Origin of the sequence: Sphingobacterium sp. JB170, assembly GCF_900163865.1 — a bacterium.
Taxonomy (GTDB): domain Bacteria; phylum Bacteroidota; class Bacteroidia; order Sphingobacteriales; family Sphingobacteriaceae; genus Sphingobacterium.
Genome location: NZ_FUKU01000041.1, coordinates 21,290 through 39,537, shown reverse-complemented (window position 1 = coordinate 39,537; position 18,248 = coordinate 21,290). Strand labels below are relative to the sequence as shown.

Sequence of the window (18,248 nt, the reverse complement as noted above, 5' to 3'; positions counted from 1 at the left end):
TTATGTTTTTAAAGGATTTTTATACCGTGGAGAATATTAGGGCACTCAGTGCCGAATCTTACCAGGTGCAGATACGTTTGAACCCCCATCATGATATATTTCACGGCCATTTTCCGAATAATCCGGTTACCCCAGGGGTTTGTATGATACAGATTATTAAGGACCTCAGTGAAACGCTTACCGGGCAGCAGCTATTTTTAGCTAAATCTTCGAATGTGAAATTTATGGCTATAATTAATCCCTTTGAGAACCCTGTTTTGGATCTTACGCTGTCTGTACAATTGGATCAACCAGGTACCGTACGTGTTAAAAATGTAACAACTTTCGAGCAGACAGTTGCTTTAAAGTTAACGAATGTTTATAAAATTATAACGACATGAAGAGCCTGATGGTTATTCTATATATGTTTTTCGGGTCGTTGGCAGTAGAGTTGCCCACGATTCGAGCGTATTTTGTCTTAGCGAAAGATTCTCAGTCTATTACTGAAAAACTGTACAACGAGCTTGCTGCTTATTCACAGAATGACCCCGTCGTACTTGCTTATAAGGGAGCTTCACAAATCTTAAAAGCGCGACTTTTGAAAGATCGTTCGGCAAAGAAAGCCTTGGTAGTGCAGGGTATTCAGCTCTTAGAGCGGTCTGTGGAAGCGGCGCCCGAAGAAGTAGAGATACGTCTAGTGCGATTAGCGATTCAGGAACATGCACCCAAAATTCTTAAATATAACGGGCATATGGCGGAGGATAAGCGGATGATTTTGGCTAATTTTGCTACACAACCTACGGTTGTGAGAACCATTATTAGTCAGTATGCCGCGCAATCAAAATATTTCACGGCTGGCGAGCAGGCTAAACTAGCAGAATAAGTTCCTGATGAATGAGCACGAATCTATAGTACGAAAATCAACACCACAATGTTTTATCGTTATTATACCGACGTATAATAACGATAAAACCTTAGCACGTGTGCTGGATGCCGTATTACGGTATAGCAATGCTGTGCTTGTTGTCGACGACGGTTCGACAGATAACACCAAGCATATTCTTAAGGGCTATCCACAAATTCAAGTCATCAGCTATTCGGCGAATCGGGGCAAAGGGTTCGCTTTGCGCCAAGGATTTCAATTTGCGCGTGCCCAAGGTTTCAAGTATGCCTTCACCATTGATTCGGATGGTCAGCATTATCCTTCCGATATCCCCGTGTTCCTGGCGCGTCTCGAGACGACTACGGAGCCGTTACTATTGATTGGTAGCCGCAATATGAATCACGCATCGGTTCCGGGTAAAAGTAGCTTTGGTAACCGATTTTCTAACTTCTGGTTTTGGTTTGAGACCGGCATAAAATTAACCGATACCCAGTCTGGGTTCCGCGCATATCCTCTTGAAGTACTGCCACGGAAATTCTATACCAAGAAATTTGAGTTTGAAATCGAAGTTATCGTCCGTACAGCCTGGAACGGTATTGCCGTCGAGAACGTTCCGATCGATGTACTTTACGATTCCAAGGAGCGTGTGAGTCATTTTCGGCCTTTTCGAGATTTCACACGTATCAGCATCCTAAATTGTGTGCTGGTGCTGCTCACATTTGTATATATCCTTCCACGGAACTTTATCCGAAGCTTCAAAAAAAAAACTTTTACAGAATTCGTTCGTGAGAATATTTTAGGAACCGAAGATTCGCCAGAAAAGAAAGCGCTTTCCATTGGTCTGGGGGTATTTCTGGGCATTGCGCCAGTCTGGGGGTTTCAGACCGCATTGACGATTACCTTGTCGGTCTTCTTTCGCCTAAATAAAGTGCTCGCTTTTGCTTTTTCAAATATTAGTTTTGCACCGTTTATCCCCGTAATTATTTACGCTTCCTTGTTAGTTGGTGGCGCTGTGTACCCGTCTGCGGCGAGTTATCAAATAGATATGGTTTCACTGGAGACGATAAAATCGCACCTATGGCAATATCTTGTGGGAAGTGTAATTCTTGCCAGCGGAGCTGCGTTATTTTTTGGTTTGTCGAGCTATATATTTTTTAAATTCTATAGACAGCGGACGGTTTCCACCAGGTGATGGAGTCTTTTTTCTACCATATTTATCTATTGGTGCAGCGCAAGAAAATTATTTCGATCGTAATTGCTCTTTTGTTTCTGGCTGTCTGTGCCTTTTTTGCCTCGAAGATCCGTTTTGAGGAAGATATTACCGCAATTATCCCGAAATCCGAGCAGTCCAACGAACTCGCACGCGCATTAAGTCAAATTAATTTTGCAGATAAGATAACTGTTCTTATCGAAAAAGATAAGCGTGCGCACGTGGATGTGATGAGCGCAATGGCCGGACAGTTTGTCGACTCGGTGCGTACCGATACCACGGGCGTGAAAGAAGTTGTTGGCGCAATTGGTGAGAGCCAGATGGCCGATGCAGTGAAATTTGTTTACCAGAATTTACCGCTTATATTGGATAGGACAGATTATTCCGTTATTCAACAAAAGTTAGCGCGTGATAGCGTGCGTAAACAGATTGAAAGTAATTACCGCCGACTCATATCTCCCGAGGGGATGATTATGCGTGATATGCTACTGAGCGATCCGCTGGAGCTATCGATTCTGGGACTGAAGAAAATGCAGAATAATGTAGCCGGTGATAATTTTACATTGGTTAACGGTTATATTTCAAGTACGGATAGTACTAAGTTACTTCTTTTTATAGACACGAAATTTAAAGGATCGGAGACCGAACACAATACTGTACTCGTCGACCGCTTGAATGGACTAAAAAGGCGACTCAACGAGCAGTACCAGGGACGGGCGGCGGTTTCTTACTATGGAGCACCCTTTGTCGCCGTGGCGAATGCGAAGCAAATAAAAAAAGATATTTCTACGACGGTCGTTATTTCAATGAGTGTGCTAATGGTACTACTTGTGATGTTCTATCGACGGATCTATATACCTTTGTTGGTTTTTATTCCGAGCGTCTTTGCTGCAATATTCGCCCTAGCCTGTCTATACCTGTATAAGCCAGTCATTTCGGCAATATCGTTGAGTGTTGCCGCGGTGTTGATCGGTATAACAATTGACTTTGCCTTGCACCTATTAACGCATTACAAGAAGTCGGCGGACCCCAAGGCTGTTTTTCAGGAATTGACGCGCCCTGTACTTATGAGTGGTGCATGTAACGCACTCGCCTTTTTATGTTTATTATTTGTTCATTCCAGCGCCTTGGTGGATCTAGGTATTTTCGCTTCAATATGTATATTTTCCTCCGCTGTTTTTTCGTTGTTGATCATTCCCCATCTGTACCATCCTAAAGAACAGTTAAAGCATAGTAGCGTGATCGACAAAATTGCGTCGTTCCCATTTGAACGTAGCAAGGTTTTGATTGTGTTTTGTTTGCTCTTAATTGTCGTAAGTGTGTTTAGCAGTGGGCGCGTGTCTTTTAATAACAATATTGCAGATCTAAACTTCGTGCCCTCGAATCTAAAAACTGTCGAAAGCAAGCTTGATAGTTTTACTTTTGGTGCCACAAAATCTTTGTATTTGGTGACTACTGGTGACAATTTTGAACACGCCTCACGCAGTGCCGACAGTTTGCTGAGAACGGTGGAACGGGAACATCAAAAGGGTCATATAACGGCCTACCAAGGGTTTCACTTTCTACCGTTATCAAAATTAGCACAAGAGCAAAAGATACGAGCGTGGGACGAGTTTTGGACTACGGAGCGGAAACAGACGCTCGAGGGGGCCTTAAGGCAAGAGGAGGATCGCTTTGGTTTTGCTCCGGGTGCCCACCAATCTTTTTTAGAACTGTTAGATTCGAAGTTCAAACCATTGGATTTTACACATTACCGAAGCTTTTCGCTACCCGGTTTTACGGATTATATTACCAATCGGGACGGCTTTTACACGATATCGACGCTTATTAAATTACCTTACGCGAACAAAGATGCCTTTATCGAAAAGGTAAGCCACGATCATAATGTGCTTGTTATTGATCGACAGCATCTTAATGAAACGTTCCTCGGACAGCTGCGTGATGATTTTAACCGGCTTGTTGGCTATTCGTTTATCGCCGTTCTTTTGATACTGTGGGTTTTCTTCAATAAGATCGAGCTGGTTTTGCTCAGTGCTATTCCGATCGGCCTTACGGGCTTAGTCACCGCGGGTTTGATGGGACTCTTTGGGTTGGAATTTAACATTTTTAGCGCGATCGTCTGTACATTGGTTTTTGGCCATGGCGTCGACTTCAGTATTTTTATGACCGCGGCATTACAGCAGCAGTATAGCACGGGAAAAGATGAGCTACAAACCTACCGCACATCCATTTTACTTGCGGTACTTACCACGGTGCTTGCCATAGGCGCACTTATTTTTGCGAAGCATCCTGCGTTGCTCTCGATCGCTTCTGTTTCGCTCATCGGCGTCTTCGCAGCAGTGATCATTACATTTGTGTTTTATCCGATGCTGTTTCGGTTTTTTATTTCTGGTCGTGCTAAAAAAGGACGATCACCTTTTACCATCGCTCAATTAATATGCTCCATTATATTCTTTGCCTATTATGGAATAGGAAGTTTTTTGATTTCCGTGTTTGGCGTAACCATTCTTTCTCTTTTGCCAATGGCAAAGCAGGCTAAAGAAAAATTATTTCGCGGGTTAATCATTTGGTTTATGAACTCCGTGCTCTGCTTGTATCCTCGTGTGCGCCGCAAAACCGTAAACTCCCATGAAGAAACATTTCAGAGCCCTTCGATCATTATTGCGAATCACAGTTCTTTTCTGGATACCCTGTCGCTAGCGACACTTGTCCCAAAAAGTGTTTTCTTAGTAAACGATTGGGTTTGGAATTCCCCTGTTTTTGGACCCGCCGTACGCCTGCTGGGGGCGTATCCCGTGAGTAGGGGCCTTGATGTTGGTTTGCAAGAGCTGCGTAGTAAGGTCACTGAAGGCTATTCGTTGATCATTTTTCCAGAAGGAACACGTTCTTTGGATAATGAGGTACACCGATTTCATAAAGGGGCTTTCTTTTTAGCCGAGCAGTTAGATCTTGAGATATTGCCTGTATACCTTCTTGGAAATGGGGATGTGCTACCCAAGGGAGATAGCCTTATTTATCAGGGGGCGTTAACACGGATCGTTGGACAGCGTATAAAGCCTTTAGATGCGAGCTTTGGTCAGGGGTATAGGGAGCGCGGTAAGCGTATATTGCATTTTTTTCGAGCGCAGTATGCCAGCTATCGCGCCCAAGAACACGGTGCCGAGTATTTCCAGAAGAAGCTGTTGCTTGCTTACCGTTATAAACATAGCTCGATTCAAAAGCAGGTAAAGGAAAGCTTAGTGCGTTTTCAGTCCCTTTATCACCAAGTAGATCGATTGCTGATATCCCAATTGGCAGTGACGCATTTTTCCGACACGGTCGGCGAGTTGGATTACCTTTTGTCATTGAAAAACGGGCGTAGAAAAATTTATGGCGTTATTGCCCGCCCGCAGGGCAAGGCTATTGCACAAAGTATTTACTGGGGCGTACACCGTAAAGTGCGGTTTATTGAATCTACTGAATCGTGTCCTACAAAGGTGGCGGTCGTACATCCACATTTAACGGGTTCAGATCTGCCCCTGGCACAGTTGCGCACCTTCTTGGAAATATTTACCTTTAGGCGGGAGGTTAAGCTTATTGAAGAAGGGTGGACTGAAGATCGTGTTTCAACAAGCGTGTTCCATTATATCAAATGATTGATCAAAATCCAATATATGATGCTCTGGTTATTGGCAGTGGCTTAGGAGGACTCGTTTCTGCGGTTATTCTTGCTAAAGAGGGTAAGCGGGTGTGTGTTATCGAAAAGAATAATCAGTTTGGCGGAAACCTACAGACCTTTTCGCGTGAGAAAAAGATATTTGATACCGGCGTTCATTATTTAGGAGGACTTTCTAAGGGGCAAAACCTATACCGTTATTTTTCTTACTTAGGAATTATCTCCGAGCTTGATTTGGAAATTATGCCGGAGGTTTTTGACAAAGTATATTTTGAGCATACTGATACCTCTTATCCTATAGCGCAAGGGTACGATGCTTTTATAAGGCATCTTTGCGCGTATTTCCCTAACCAAGCTGAAGCTCTTGAACAGTATGTCAAAGATCTCCAGTCCACATGCGCGGCATTCCCACTATACAATTTGCAAGTGCACGAGGGTTATGAAAAACAGGTTATGCAGCGAGGAGTGAAAGAATATTTTGCGCAGCTCACAAATGACCCGGTTTTACGGGCGGTGTTGATTGGAACAAATTTCTTGTATGCCGGCAGTGGTGAGGATACGCCGTTTTATGTTCATGCGCTGACCGTCAATTCGTACTTGCAGAGTGCTTATCGCTGTAATAAAGGCGGGAGTCAGATTGCGAAATTGTTAATTAAAGAACTGCGTAAACATGGTGGGCATGCCGTTAAGCGCGAAGAGGTCACCGCTATGCAGGTGAATAATGGCCGCGTTGAGAGTATAATGACAAAGCAAGGGAATCGGTATTATGCAGACATGTTTATTAGCAACCTGGATCCCCGAGTGTCCATTGCGATGGCAGGTGAGACACACTTTCGTTCATCCTTTGTCAAGCGAATACAAAACCTTGAAGTTACCACATCGGCTTTTAGCCTGCATGTGGTTTTGCAGCCCCAGACGCTCAAATATATTGATTATAACCTGTACGGGCATAGCGACACCGATTCGGTTTGGACGGCGAGCAGTTATGAGTCAAAAGATTGGCCCGCAATGTTTATGGTGTCGATGACCGAAGATCCTTCACATCAGGGGTATGCAGATACTTTAACTATATTGACCTATATGCATTTCGATGAGGTGAAGGTTTGGCAACACAGTCACCGTACCGTTGTGCAGCAGGATGATCGTGGGTCGGGATATAAGCGGTTTAAGCAGCTGAAAGCGCAAATTCTCCTGGATGTGGTTTCGGGCGCGTTGCCGGGATTGAATGACGCTGTGAGAAATACTTATGTATCCACACCGCTTTCTTATCGCGATTATATCGGGATGTATCAAGGGAATTTATACGGCCATCGCAAGCTGGCGGACGCCCCTCTGAAGACTTATATTTCCCCGAGCACGAAGATCGATAATTTATTTTTTACAGGCCACGCGATCGCAATGCACGGCGTGTTGGGCGTTACGATCGGTGCAGTTGCCACCTGCGGCGAAATTTTAGGCAAATCCTATTTGTTTGAAAAAATAAGGAGGGAGACGGATGTTACGATTTAGTGTTTTGGTTGCAACCAGCTTGTTGCTTGTCAGTGCATGCCGGTCACCGAAAATCCCTCTTTCCTTGAACCAGCAACGTATAAATCGTGTTTTGGTTGATTCGCCCTTGGCGAAAACCGACTTTTTAATGCGGTCGGGAGACGATTACATGGTAAAAAATGATCTGGGGAACTGGGAGTTGTATGTGCACGGCAGTCCGGAGGTAATTGGGACGAAAATAGGGTTGCTCTCGCGCGATCTATACCGGCAGCAAGAAGAGATATTTGCATCGAAATTATTCGAACTGGTGCCCTCCAGAAGAAAGCAGAAAAGAATTATGCGTTTTTTGAGCTGGTACAACAGGAAACTCGATAAGGATATTCCCCAGGAATACTTAAAAGAGATATATACGCTTTCCAATTTTTTAGATACGACTTACAATTACCTGGGAAGCCCGTACCAACGTACCTTATGGATGCATGGCGCGCACGATATTGGTCACGTGTTGGAGGATTTGGCGATGGTAGGTTGTTCTTCTTTTGCTGTCTGGGGCGGGAATACCCGTGATGGGAAGCTATTGGTAGCGCGTAACCTGGATTTTTATATGAACGATGATTTTGCAAAACAGAAGGTAATCTATTTTGTGAAGCCTGATGAAGGCTACCCGTACGTGTCGGTCTCCTGGCCGGGAATGATCGGAGTACTTTCAGGAATGAACCGGCAGGGGCTGACCATCACGCTCAATGCAGGAAAGTCGTCCATCCCCTGGTCCGCACGCACGCCTATTTCGATCGTTGCGCGCGAAGTGCTCCAATACGCCGCTAATATTCAACAAGCGGTTGAGATTCTAAAGCGGAAAAAAGTTTTTGTCTCGGAATCGTTGATGATTAGCAGCGCATACGATGAAAAGGCGGTTCTTGTGGAGATCACTCCGAGAAAGATCGACGTGGTGGAAGCCACGGGTAGCCGGCTGCTCTCCACGAATCATTTTCAAGGCAAGTTGCTGGGAGACGATAGCCGAAATCGCAAAAATATTCACGATAGTCACTCGTTCTATCGTTTTGAAAAACTACAGTCGTTGCTGGATACTATGGACAGGCTAACGCCGGAAAGAGCGGCGTCGATTTTGCGGAATACCGACGGTCAGCATTGTGAGAAATTGGGGTTGGGTAACGATAAGAGTTTAAACCATATGCTGGCACATCATGGCATAATTTTCCAACCCGAAGACCGATTGGTTTATGTATCGAGTGCGCCTGGGCAAATGGGGGCTTTTAAAGCATATGATCTGAAAGAAATTTTTGATAAGCCTTGGCAAGCCGAGAAAGGACGTGGAATTGATTCGCTGGCTATCTCTGCGGATCCTCTTGTTGCAAGCGATCAGTATGCTGATTTTAAGGTGTTTCGGCGTCTTTCCGCTTCGTATCTTGACCTGATCGATCGGGAAGATCCTTCGGTGAGTGCGCGTGAACTGCAAGAATATATCGACTTGAATCCTGACTTATGGCTGGGGTATTATGTTGCAGGGCGGCTTTTTTATCTCCAAAAAGATTATCCCAATGCAGAAAAATTTTATAGTTTAGCCAGCGGTAAAGTATTGCCCAGTGCACAAATTAAAACTGAGATACAGAGACAGTTAAAAAAAGCGACCAAAAGATGGAAGGAAAGATAGTAATGGAACGGCAACCCCCTTTTGAGATTAAAGCCTACCAAGAAGAACTTTTGCGTAGACAACTGCTGTATTTAAGTGAACACTCTCCTTATTATTGTAGGGTCTTTGAGAAGCATGGTATTGATATAAAAACCATCAATACGATAGAAGATCTTTTGCGCATACCCACCACTAGTAAAGACGATGTGCAACAATTCAACGCTGATTTTTTCTGCACGCCCAAGAGCGAGATTATAGACTACTGTTCCACCTCGGGAACACTTGGCAAACCTGTTACCTTCGGCCTTACGGAGGCCGATCTTGAACGATTAGCATACAATGAGATGCGCTCATTTCGTCGCATAGGTGTGCAAAAAGGAGATATTGTACAGCTCATGACAACCCTAGACCGGCGGTTTATGGCCGGTTTGGCTTATTTTCTGGGCCTGCGTAAACTCGGCGCTGGCGTTCTACGGGTGGGGTCAGGTATTCCGCAGATGCAGTGGGACTCTATTCTTCAGCATGCGCCCCGTTTTCTTATCGCTGTCCCTTCATTTCTTTTAAAGATGATTGAATATGCCGAGAAACAGCAAATTGATTATCGCGGTAGTAGCGTTGAGGCGGTGTTGTGCATTGGAGAATCTTTGCGTGATGCATCATTCAAGGATAATATGCTTGCCCAGCGGATCAAGGAGAAGTGGCCAATTGAGCTTTTTTCCACCTACGCCTCGACAGAAATGGGATCGGCTTTTACTGAATGCGAGGCTTTCATGGGCGGGCATTTGCATGAAGACTTGATAATTACAGAGGTACTGGATGAGGACGAACGGCCTGTGGAGGAGGGACAACCGGGCGAACTTGTTGTGACTCCGCTAGGCATCCAAGGTGTCCCACTTTTGCGTTTTAAGACAGGCGATATTGTGCGCCGTCATAGTGAGCCCTGCGCCTGCGGGTGCGAAAGCTACCGTATAGGTCCCGTGGAAGGACGCAAACAACATATGATTAAATACAAAGGGACGACTTTGTTTCCCCCGGCAATGCATGATCTATTGACGGGGTTTCCTGATCTAGAGCATCATCTTATTGAGATAAGCCAAAATGATATCGGTACGGACGAGATTATGATTTTCGTCAGTGCGCGACAACCGAGCGAGCGGATGTTGCAGCAAATTAAAGACCTTTTTCGCGCGAAGTTACGCGTGGCACCAAGTGTGGAATGGCGATCCGCCGAGGACCTTCAAAAAGTCATATTCGATTCCATGAGTCGCAAGCCCATTACTTTTATCGATCGCCGCAAGATGAACTGTTAGCGGAGTAATTCGCGAATATCTTCTGCAGAGAGCGATTTGATGAAGCTTTCTTCTGTTGTAATGAGAGCGGCAGACAGCGCTTTCTTTTTATTTTGCAAGGCAAGGATTTTTTCTTCGACAGTGTCTTTTGTGATGAATTTGTAAATAAAGACGTTTTTGGTCTGCCCAATGCGATGTGATCTATCAATGGCCTGCTGCTCCACGGCAGGGTTCCACCAAGGGTCAAGTATAAACACGTAGTCGGCCTCAGTGAGGTTTAAGCCTACCCCGCCTGCTTTTATGGATATTAAAAAGATTTGAATGTCTGATCCTTCTTTGAACCCATTAACCGCCGCGGCTCGATCTTTAGTGCTCCCGTCGAGATAGGCATATTTAATATTGCTTTCTTCAAAATGATCGCGGAAGAGCGTTAAATGCTTCACAAATTGAGAAAAGATCAGCACCTTGTGTTTTTCCGCGATGATGGAATCGAGCATTTCATTAACCGCATCAAATTTACCCGATGGTAACTCCTGGTCACGCTCGATCATCTTGGGGTGATTCGCTATTTGTCGGAGCTTGGTGAGCCCCTGTAGGAGTATGATTTGATTGCCCTTGGCATGCCCGGATAGTGTGATATCTAAAAGTGCATTTCGGTATTCCGATTTCGTGTTTTCGTAATAATTGGCCTGCTCTTCACCCATTTCACAAAATAGTATTTGCTCTGTTTTTTCGGGTAGTTCAGTCGCGACTTGGTCTTTGGTTCGTCGCAGTACGAACGGTTTAATGAGTGTTTGCAAACGAGCCGCTTTTTCTTCATCTTTTTTTTTCTCGATGGGAACGACAAATTCATTTTGAAAGAAGCTGTAGGAGCCAAGTAAACCGGGGTTGGTGAAGTGCATCTGCGACCAGATATCTGCAACCGAATTTTCGATGGGTGTACCACTAAGAGCGAGCTTATTTCGACTGGTTAAGGTTTTGATTGCCTTGAAGGATTTCGATCTCGGGTTTTTTATATGTTGACTCTCGTCGAGGATAATATAGTTGAAAAAGAATTTTTTCAACATTTCCTCATCGCTACGTACAATGCCGTAGGTCGTAATAATCAGATCATAATGTGAAAATCCGAAGGCATCGCGCAACCGGCCGCTTCCGGTATGGATATAAAGGCGCAACTCGGGAGCGAATCTCTCGGCTTCCTTTTGCCAGTTGTATAGAAGGGAAGTCGGAAGAACAAGTAAAGATACCTTTGCTTGATCTGTCACGATCAACGTCTCGCGCTGTTGTTGGAGCAACGCAAGCGTTTGAACCGTTTTGCCCAGTCCCATGTCGTCGGCAAGGCAACCGCCAAATCTAAATTTTTGTAAAAAATAAAACCAATTGTACCCGGCACGCTGATAGGGACGTAGCTCGCCATTAAATATTTTAGGCAGCGGAGCATCATCGATAGCCTCGAACGCGGAGAGCTTTTCAAGCTTGTGATGAAAGGTTACTTCTGTGTTCTCGGATATTTCGTGAAGCAGTCCCACGTGGGTTTTGCTGATTTGAAGCGTTTCTTTTTGCGTATTAAAGTAAAACAGGTGTGCGTATTTAGCGAACCACTCCGCGGGGATAAATGTAACCTCGCCGTTTGGAAGGGTAAATGTGGCGATCTTATTTAAGATATTATCACGGAGGTTGATGAACGGTATTTCGAATTCACCGAAGCGCGCAATAGCGTGGATGTCAAACCAGTCGTTGCCCTCTTCAATATTTATCTCTAACGAGGCTTTTCCCAGATAGATATGTGTTTTTCCTTGTGTCTGTTTAATCACAAAGCCCTTTTTCTGAAGTTTCGCTCGGTTTGCCATGAGCCAGGAAATTACCGACTCCTGTTCATCTAGGGGTGTAAGATTGTTGAATATTTCGCCCTGGCGGACGAGTCCTAGCGAGTTTAAAAACTCGACTTGGTGTTTTTCCCAGACGCTGGATCGTTTGATTCGGTGAAAAGTATAGGCGTCCAGGACCACGTCGTGTTCGAGACTTACGGTGATAGGTGATACGGAGAACGCTGGTAATTCGTATTTGTCATATTGAAAGAACAGCTCTAGGGTTGACTCCTGGGGTGAGGTGTAAAGGAGTTTGATTATTGGCGTAGCCTGTTCTTTATGCGTTTTTATCTCGAATCCTTCTGCATAGACGTCATATTTTTCTATAAGGCCGGCAACGAAGGTTTTGAAGTACTTATATTCGGTTTCGCGAGACACGGCGATATAGCGCTTATTTAGGAAGGGGCTCAGTTTTTTACCTTCTATGCCGTTGTTAAAGTGATAAAGGGTGTTCTCAAGCAGTATCCACGCTTGTTCGTTGATGATTAACTGGGCTTCTTTATACATAAACTCTAGTCGATTTCCCTTGTAGCGCAACGTCGGGAAGTAGCGTGTTTCGAGCTCATCACGGCGAAAATGAAAAAGCACCGAGGTGGGTTCATCAGCAATTTTTAGCTCTTGCTCTGCCGGGTAACCGTCTTTACTCATAAGGAATAGCGGTTTGTCACCGATCATTTTGAGCACCTGTAGAAGCCTGCTTTCAATGCGCGGACGGATGTAATCGTAAATCGTCGCGTCGAATTTTTTGGCAAAAAAATCGAGTGGACGCATCGCGCGCTTGGTATAGGATTTTATGATATGTGTTTGTTCGATTTCATCTAATAAGGAAATTAGCTCGTAATCGACGTTGTCTAGCGCCGATGCGAAATCGCCAATTGTGTTTGTGAAGATGCGTTTATAACTTAAAGAGTACGATCCATTCGCATTGAGGTATACGATATGCGGTTCAATGAGAAACCCCAAATAGGGGTGACGCCCCAAAGAATAGACGAGTTTAAACTTTGAATTACTTTCGACTTGTACCATTAAAAAAGATAAGTGCCCATGAAAAAAGGCTCTAATATACTAATTTTTCGTAAACAAGTCTTGATTTAGATCTCACCTTGAAAGACCAAAGTTGCCGGGCCAATTAAGCGAACGTTTGTGAACGATTGCCCCTCGCGGTAGAACGATATATAAAGTTGTCCTCCAAGTACACGGATAGGAATTTTGATTTCGCCTGCTTGATTGGTGTGTAAAGCCATTGCAATTGCTGCCGCAGTAGCGCCAGTGCCGCACGCCAGGGTTTCATCTTCTACGCCACGTTCATATGTTCGCAGGAAATATCCATCCCCCTGGGGCTGAACTAAATTGACGTTTATGCCGTGGAGACGATAGGTCTCGTTATTTCGTATTGCCATACCTTGGGCACGCATGTCGGTTTTATCCAGTTGGTCCGCCAGCTGAACATAATGTGGTGATCCCGTATTCAGCACATAAGCTTGGCCATCTCTTTGGATTTGATGCACTTCAATCATTCCCAAATCGACTTGGTTATCTTGAATTGTCGCCTCGTGCGGCCCATCTACTGCCAAAAAGGCAGCGTTGTGTTTAATGATACCGAGATCGCGCGCGAAAGCAACGATGCATCGGCCGCCATTACCACACATGGAGCCCTGTTTGCCGTCCGCATTAAAATATTTCATTTCGAAGTCGAAATTTTTATTATCTTGAAGGAGCATTAGTCCGTCAGCTCCAATTCCAAACCTTCGGTCGCAAAGTTTTTTAATCAAAACGTTGTTCGTTTCATCAAATAAGGTCGTCCTATTGTCAATTAGAATGAAATCGTTACCTGCACCCTGGTATTTGTGGAATCTTATAATTTCTGCCATTTTGAATGTAAAGTTGCTTTATTTTAAAATTCTTGTTACAATTCTTGTGATTTTTGTTAAATCATGTTAAAAGCCGTTTTAAAGATATCGAGTTAACACTTTTTAACTGCCAAATAGTTGACAGACCGTGCCGATGGTACTACTTTTGAATAAAACCAGATATAACAATAAATATTTTTTAAAGATAAAGGTAAATATAGATAATATGAAGAAAATAGGAATTACATTAATAACTGCTTTGGTAGGCGGTGCTGTAGCTATAGGGGGGTATAAGCTATTTGAAAGTAAGCAAGCCGAACAGATGAGTTTTGAAGAAAAGCAAAATGTATATTATGCGAGCAACCCGCTTCCTGAAATGCTATCTTCAACTGGAAACCCTGATTTTACAGAGGCAGCAGCAGCAGTTTCTCCTGGTGTGGTTCATATTCGCGTAACGATGACTAGCCGTGGTAATCAACGTGGTGGTCAAGGGTCTCCATTTGATATGTTCGAGGAGTTTTTCGGTATGCCGCAGCAACGTCGTCAATCACGGCCACAGCAAGCGATGGCTTCGGGATCGGGTGTGATGATCTCGAATGATGGTTATATTGTCACCAATAACCACGTGGTGGAAGATGCTGATAAGATTGAGGTTAAATTAACCAATCAACGTACGTATGAAGCCAAGGTTATAGGACGAGATCCAGATTTTGATTTGGCATTAATAAAAATTAATGCAACAAAACTTCCATTTGTTAAATTCGGTGACTCTGACAATGTTCGAATTGGCGAATGGGTTCTTGCCGTAGGTTACCCGCTAAGTTTGCAGTCCACGGTTACCGCAGGAATTGTTAGTGCCAAGGGACGCCAGATTGGTATCCTCGGTGAACAGCAACAATCGCCATATGGTTACCGACAGCAGCAGGAGGAACCGATCGCCCGAACCGCCGTGGAGTCGTTTATTCAAACCGATGCGGTTATTAATAAAGGGAATAGTGGAGGGGCGTTAGTTAATGCGCGTGGCGAGTTAATCGGTATTAACGCAGCTATTGCCTCCCCAACAGGCGTCTATGCGGGATACGGGTTTGCGATCCCAGTTAACCTCGTGAAAAAAATTGTTGACGATTTTAAGGAATTCGGTACTGTACAGCGTGGGTACGTTGGTGTTAGTTTCCGCGAGGTTGATGAGCAAATTCGCGAGAAGTATAATATCGATGATGTTCAAGGGTTATTTGTATTAGATGTTGTGGAGGACGGCGCAGCCGCAAGCAGCGGTATCAAGAAAGGTGATATCATTACCAAGGTAGAAGGGAAAACGGTGATCTCATCCTCTGATTTGCAAGAGCGTGTTGCGCGCTTAAGTCCAGGTGATAAAGTAAAAGTCACCTATAAGCGTGACGGTAAAGAAAAAGACGTAACCTTGACACTCAAAGGATTAGAAGCGAAAGCCAAAGAAGAAGCTGCCGGAAGCAATAAAAGTGCGACAGAAATCTTCAATAAACTTGGCGCAAGCTTCAAGCCTGCCAGCGCCGCGCAGAAAAAACAATATGACATTAGTTCTGGTGTTGTTGTAACGCAAGTACACCGTGAGGGTATCTTTGGTTACTTCGGCGTGGAACGCGGTCTAATTGTGACACATGTTAATGGTAAGCCTGTTAATAATGTAGATCAAGTTGAGTCTGCATTAGGCGATACGAAACGGAATATCGTACGCATCACTGGTGTTTCTGAGAATGGAACGGTAGAATTTAATTTCCCGATCGAATATTAGAATGAATTAAAGGATATAAATTAAGGTGGACTTGTTTTGGTCCACCTTTTTTTTTGCTATCGGGCGAATAATTGTATTTTTGGTCATATGAAGATACTGATGGTTTGTTTAGGCAATATATGTAGATCACCTTTAGCGCACGGTGTGTTCACAAATCTTGTGGAGAAAGAAGGTCTCGATTGGACGATCGATTCTGCAGGTACAGGGGATTGGCATGTAGGCGAGCAGCCCGATCGACGCTCCGTCGCTATAGCTAAAAAGCACGGTATCGATATAACCGCGCAAAAGGCACAATTATTTCAGACATCATTCTTCGATGATTATGACCGTATCTTCGTGATGGATGAAAATAACTATGATGATGTTATTGCCTTAGCACGAAACGACGAAGATCAAGAAAAAGTATCGAAGTTTCTGCTTGAAGGGGATGTTCCTGACCCGTACTTTGATGCGAGTCAATTTGAGGCCGTGTACCAGATGATCGAAAACCGTTGTGAAGAATTGTTGCGCGATTTAAAAAGCGAAAATTAATTTTAGGCCTTTCCTGCTTGGCATTTGTTATATCATTTGGGTGTGGTAGAATTCATTATTATATTCCTATTTTTGCCATGATGAATTAGCGAACAAAAAGGCTGTTATTATTCTTTTTGACTAAAATGTCATGAATTAAAAAATTAAAATGAAGGCATCTGAAGTAAATAAAAAATGGGCTATCCTACAAGCTACGATTGCGAAGGAGTTCGATATGGATTTTCCCGATATGAAAGTAATGCTTTTTTTGATCGGTGTACAGGAGTTGGGTAAGGGGCCGCAGGAATTCTCCAAAAGGGAGAAGGAAGAACTTATGCATATTGCCACTTGCCGGATGTTTAGTGCAATGGGGTTCTACGACCTAAAAGGGCTTGATGAGGACGGCTGGCCGCACTGGGAGCTGATCAAGCAAATACCCAACTATACACTACTCGAGCAGGAGTTAATAATGAAGTCACTTATAATTGATTATTTTCAGGATACATACGAACTATCCTAATGATTAAAAAACACGCATGAAGGAACTATTAAAGAAGATTCTACTTTTTACATTTTGTTTGTTTATTTCCGCGAGTGCGCTGGCGAAAAAACCGGTATATCATTACGTGCATATCGAAACCGATAAAGGAAACTGTCTTTTGAAACTATATAATGCAACGCCAAAACACCGTGACAACTTTGTGAAATTGGTCCGTGAGGGTTTCTACGAGGATTTAATGTTTCATCGGGTGATTGAAAACTTTATGGTGCAAGGTGGAGATCCGGATTCTAAGTTCGCCGCCCAGATGCAAGAATTAGGCGAAGGAGGTCCCGATTATACACTGGCAGCCGAGATTCAGGATACGCTAATTCATAAGAAAGGGGCTATTGGCGCTGCTCGTGACAACAATCCCGCCAAGCGCTCTTCGGCCTCACAGTTTTATCTGGTTCAGGGTCATGTGTTCACCCAGCCGGCACTAGACTCGCTCGAACAGTTCCGTTTGAAAGGTGAAAAGCTAACGCCTCTGCAACGTGAAACCTATTCAACGATTGGCGGAACGCCGCACTTGGATAATAATTATACAGTCTTTGGTGAGCTGATCGAGGGATTGGAAATCATTGACAAAATCGCTTCCATGGAGACGGATAGGCGGGATCGCCCTGTAGAAGATGTCCGGATGAAGATGAAAGTATTAAGTAGGCGGGAAGCACTAAATCTCGAAAGAGAGCAAGCGGGACTACCGGCTAAAAATGGAGCCATAACTAAATTTTTTGACCTATTTTCCTCACCAAATTACTAATGAAGATAATAACATATAATGTAAACGGATTGCGCGCAGCCTTAAAGAAAGATTGGTTGGGATGGCTTAAGCGTGTTGATGCAGATGTTGTTTGCTTACAGGAGATTAAAGCAACGCCCGATCAGATACCGGAGATTGCTCTATTAGAGCAGTTAGGTTATGAGCATTATTGGTATCCAGCACAAAAGAAAGGGTATAGCGGCACAGCGATCTTTACCCGGATTACTCCAACCAAAGTGGAATACGGATGTGGACATGAAGATTATGACTTTGAGGGGAGGGTTATTCGGGCCGACTTCGAGGACGTGTCCGTCATGAGTACCTACTTCCCTTCTGGGACAACAGGAAGCGTGCGGCAAGATTTCAAATATATGTTTTTGGACGATTTTCAGCAGTATAGTGATAAACTGCTACTTGAACGACCAAATTTAGTTGTCTGCGGGGATTATAATATATGTCACCGTGCAATTGATATTCATAACCCGAAATCCAATGCGAATAGTTCTGGGTTTCTGCCTGCAGAAAGGGAATGGATGGAGAACTTTATCAATTCGGGATATGTTGATTCGTTTCGGCATTTTCATCCTGAACCGGATAACTATACTTGGTGGAGCTACCGAGCGGGGGCACGAGCACGAAACTTAGGTTGGCGTATTGATTACAATATGGTTTCTACCGCGCTTTCTGATCGAATGGTCGCTGCCGAAATTATACCTTCGGCGGTACATTCAGATCACTGCCCGGTACTTTTGGAGTTACGTTAGCAATGATGCTTTAATAGTCGATTGGTTTC

Annotated in this window: 14 protein-coding genes; 12 read left to right on the top strand and 2 right to left on the bottom strand. The window is 44.1% G+C overall.

From position 1 onward, the window contains the following. Positions 1 to 2 precede the first annotated feature (2 nt). The 7 genes from FM107_RS12020 to FM107_RS11990 are packed head-to-tail and all read left to right on the top strand — an operon-like array spanning position 3 to position 10,176. Positions 3 to 380: a 3-hydroxyacyl-ACP dehydratase gene (locus FM107_RS12020; protein ID WP_086948759.1), complete on the top strand. Its 378-nt coding sequence runs from the start codon at positions 3 to 5 to the stop codon at positions 378 to 380. Then, positions 377 to 862: a hypothetical protein gene (locus FM107_RS12015; protein WP_086948758.1), complete on the top strand. Its 486-nt coding sequence runs from the start codon at positions 377 to 379 to the stop codon at positions 860 to 862. The genes FM107_RS12020 and FM107_RS12015 overlap by 4 nt, the downstream gene beginning before the upstream one ends. Before the next feature lie 7 nt (positions 863 to 869). Continuing rightward, positions 870 to 2,054, top strand: a complete 1,185-nt coding sequence (locus FM107_RS12010) for a DUF2062 domain-containing protein (protein ID WP_086948757.1) — start codon at positions 870 to 872, stop codon at positions 2,052 to 2,054. Next, on the top strand, positions 2,054 to 5,707 hold the full coding sequence (locus FM107_RS12005; protein WP_086948756.1) for a 1-acyl-sn-glycerol-3-phosphate acyltransferase: 3,654 nt from the start codon (positions 2,054 to 2,056) through the stop codon (positions 5,705 to 5,707). Before FM107_RS12010 ends, FM107_RS12005 begins: the two co-directional genes overlap by 1 nt. Further along, positions 5,704 to 7,236, top strand: coding sequence for an NAD(P)/FAD-dependent oxidoreductase (locus FM107_RS12000; protein WP_086948755.1), 1,533 nt, complete (start codon positions 5,704 to 5,706; stop codon positions 7,234 to 7,236). The genes FM107_RS12005 and FM107_RS12000 overlap by 4 nt, the downstream gene beginning before the upstream one ends. After that, the gene (locus FM107_RS11995) at positions 7,223 to 8,887 is read left to right on the top strand and encodes a C45 family peptidase (RefSeq protein ID WP_086948754.1); all 1,665 of its coding nucleotides are present in this window, start codon (positions 7,223 to 7,225) and stop codon (positions 8,885 to 8,887) included. The genes FM107_RS12000 and FM107_RS11995 overlap by 14 nt, the downstream gene beginning before the upstream one ends. After that, positions 8,872 to 10,176 (top strand): phenylacetate--CoA ligase family protein, encoded by a 1,305-nt coding sequence (locus FM107_RS11990; protein ID WP_086948753.1) that lies wholly within the window; start codon positions 8,872 to 8,874, stop codon positions 10,174 to 10,176. Before FM107_RS11995 ends, FM107_RS11990 begins: the two co-directional genes overlap by 16 nt. On the opposite strand, the gene FM107_RS11985 is transcribed toward FM107_RS11990, so the two are convergent. Further along, positions 10,173 to 13,049, bottom strand: coding sequence for a DEAD/DEAH box helicase (locus FM107_RS11985; RefSeq protein ID WP_086948752.1), 2,877 nt, complete (start codon positions 13,047 to 13,049; stop codon positions 10,173 to 10,175). The two genes, FM107_RS11990 and FM107_RS11985, sit on opposite strands and share 4 nt — an antisense overlap. A 65-nt stretch (positions 13,050 to 13,114) precedes the next feature. Continuing rightward, positions 13,115 to 13,894 (bottom strand): diaminopimelate epimerase, encoded by a 780-nt coding sequence (dapF, locus tag FM107_RS11980; protein WP_086948751.1) that lies wholly within the window; start codon positions 13,892 to 13,894, stop codon positions 13,115 to 13,117. A 205-nt stretch (positions 13,895 to 14,099) separates the two neighbouring features. On the opposite strand from dapF, the gene FM107_RS11975 reads away from it, so the two are divergent. From FM107_RS11975 to FM107_RS11955, 5 genes are all read left to right on the top strand, one after another. Beyond that, positions 14,100 to 15,644, top strand: coding sequence for a Do family serine endopeptidase (locus tag FM107_RS11975; protein WP_086948790.1), 1,545 nt, complete (start codon positions 14,100 to 14,102; stop codon positions 15,642 to 15,644). Positions 15,645 to 15,731: 87 nt separating this feature from the next. Next, entirely contained in the window at positions 15,732 to 16,175 is a 444-nt protein-coding gene (locus FM107_RS11970; protein WP_086948750.1) for a low molecular weight protein-tyrosine-phosphatase, read from the top strand. 148 nt (positions 16,176 to 16,323) lie between these two features. Further along, positions 16,324 to 16,674: a hypothetical protein gene (locus FM107_RS11965; protein ID WP_086948749.1), complete on the top strand. Its 351-nt coding sequence runs from the start codon at positions 16,324 to 16,326 to the stop codon at positions 16,672 to 16,674. A 16-nt stretch (positions 16,675 to 16,690) separates the two neighbouring features. Further along, entirely contained in the window at positions 16,691 to 17,455 is a 765-nt protein-coding gene (locus FM107_RS11960; protein WP_086948748.1) for a peptidylprolyl isomerase, read from the top strand. Continuing rightward, positions 17,455 to 18,219, top strand: coding sequence for an exodeoxyribonuclease III (locus FM107_RS11955; protein WP_086948747.1), 765 nt, complete (start codon positions 17,455 to 17,457; stop codon positions 18,217 to 18,219). The genes FM107_RS11960 and FM107_RS11955 overlap by 1 nt, the downstream gene beginning before the upstream one ends. Positions 18,220 to 18,248 lie beyond the last annotated feature (29 nt).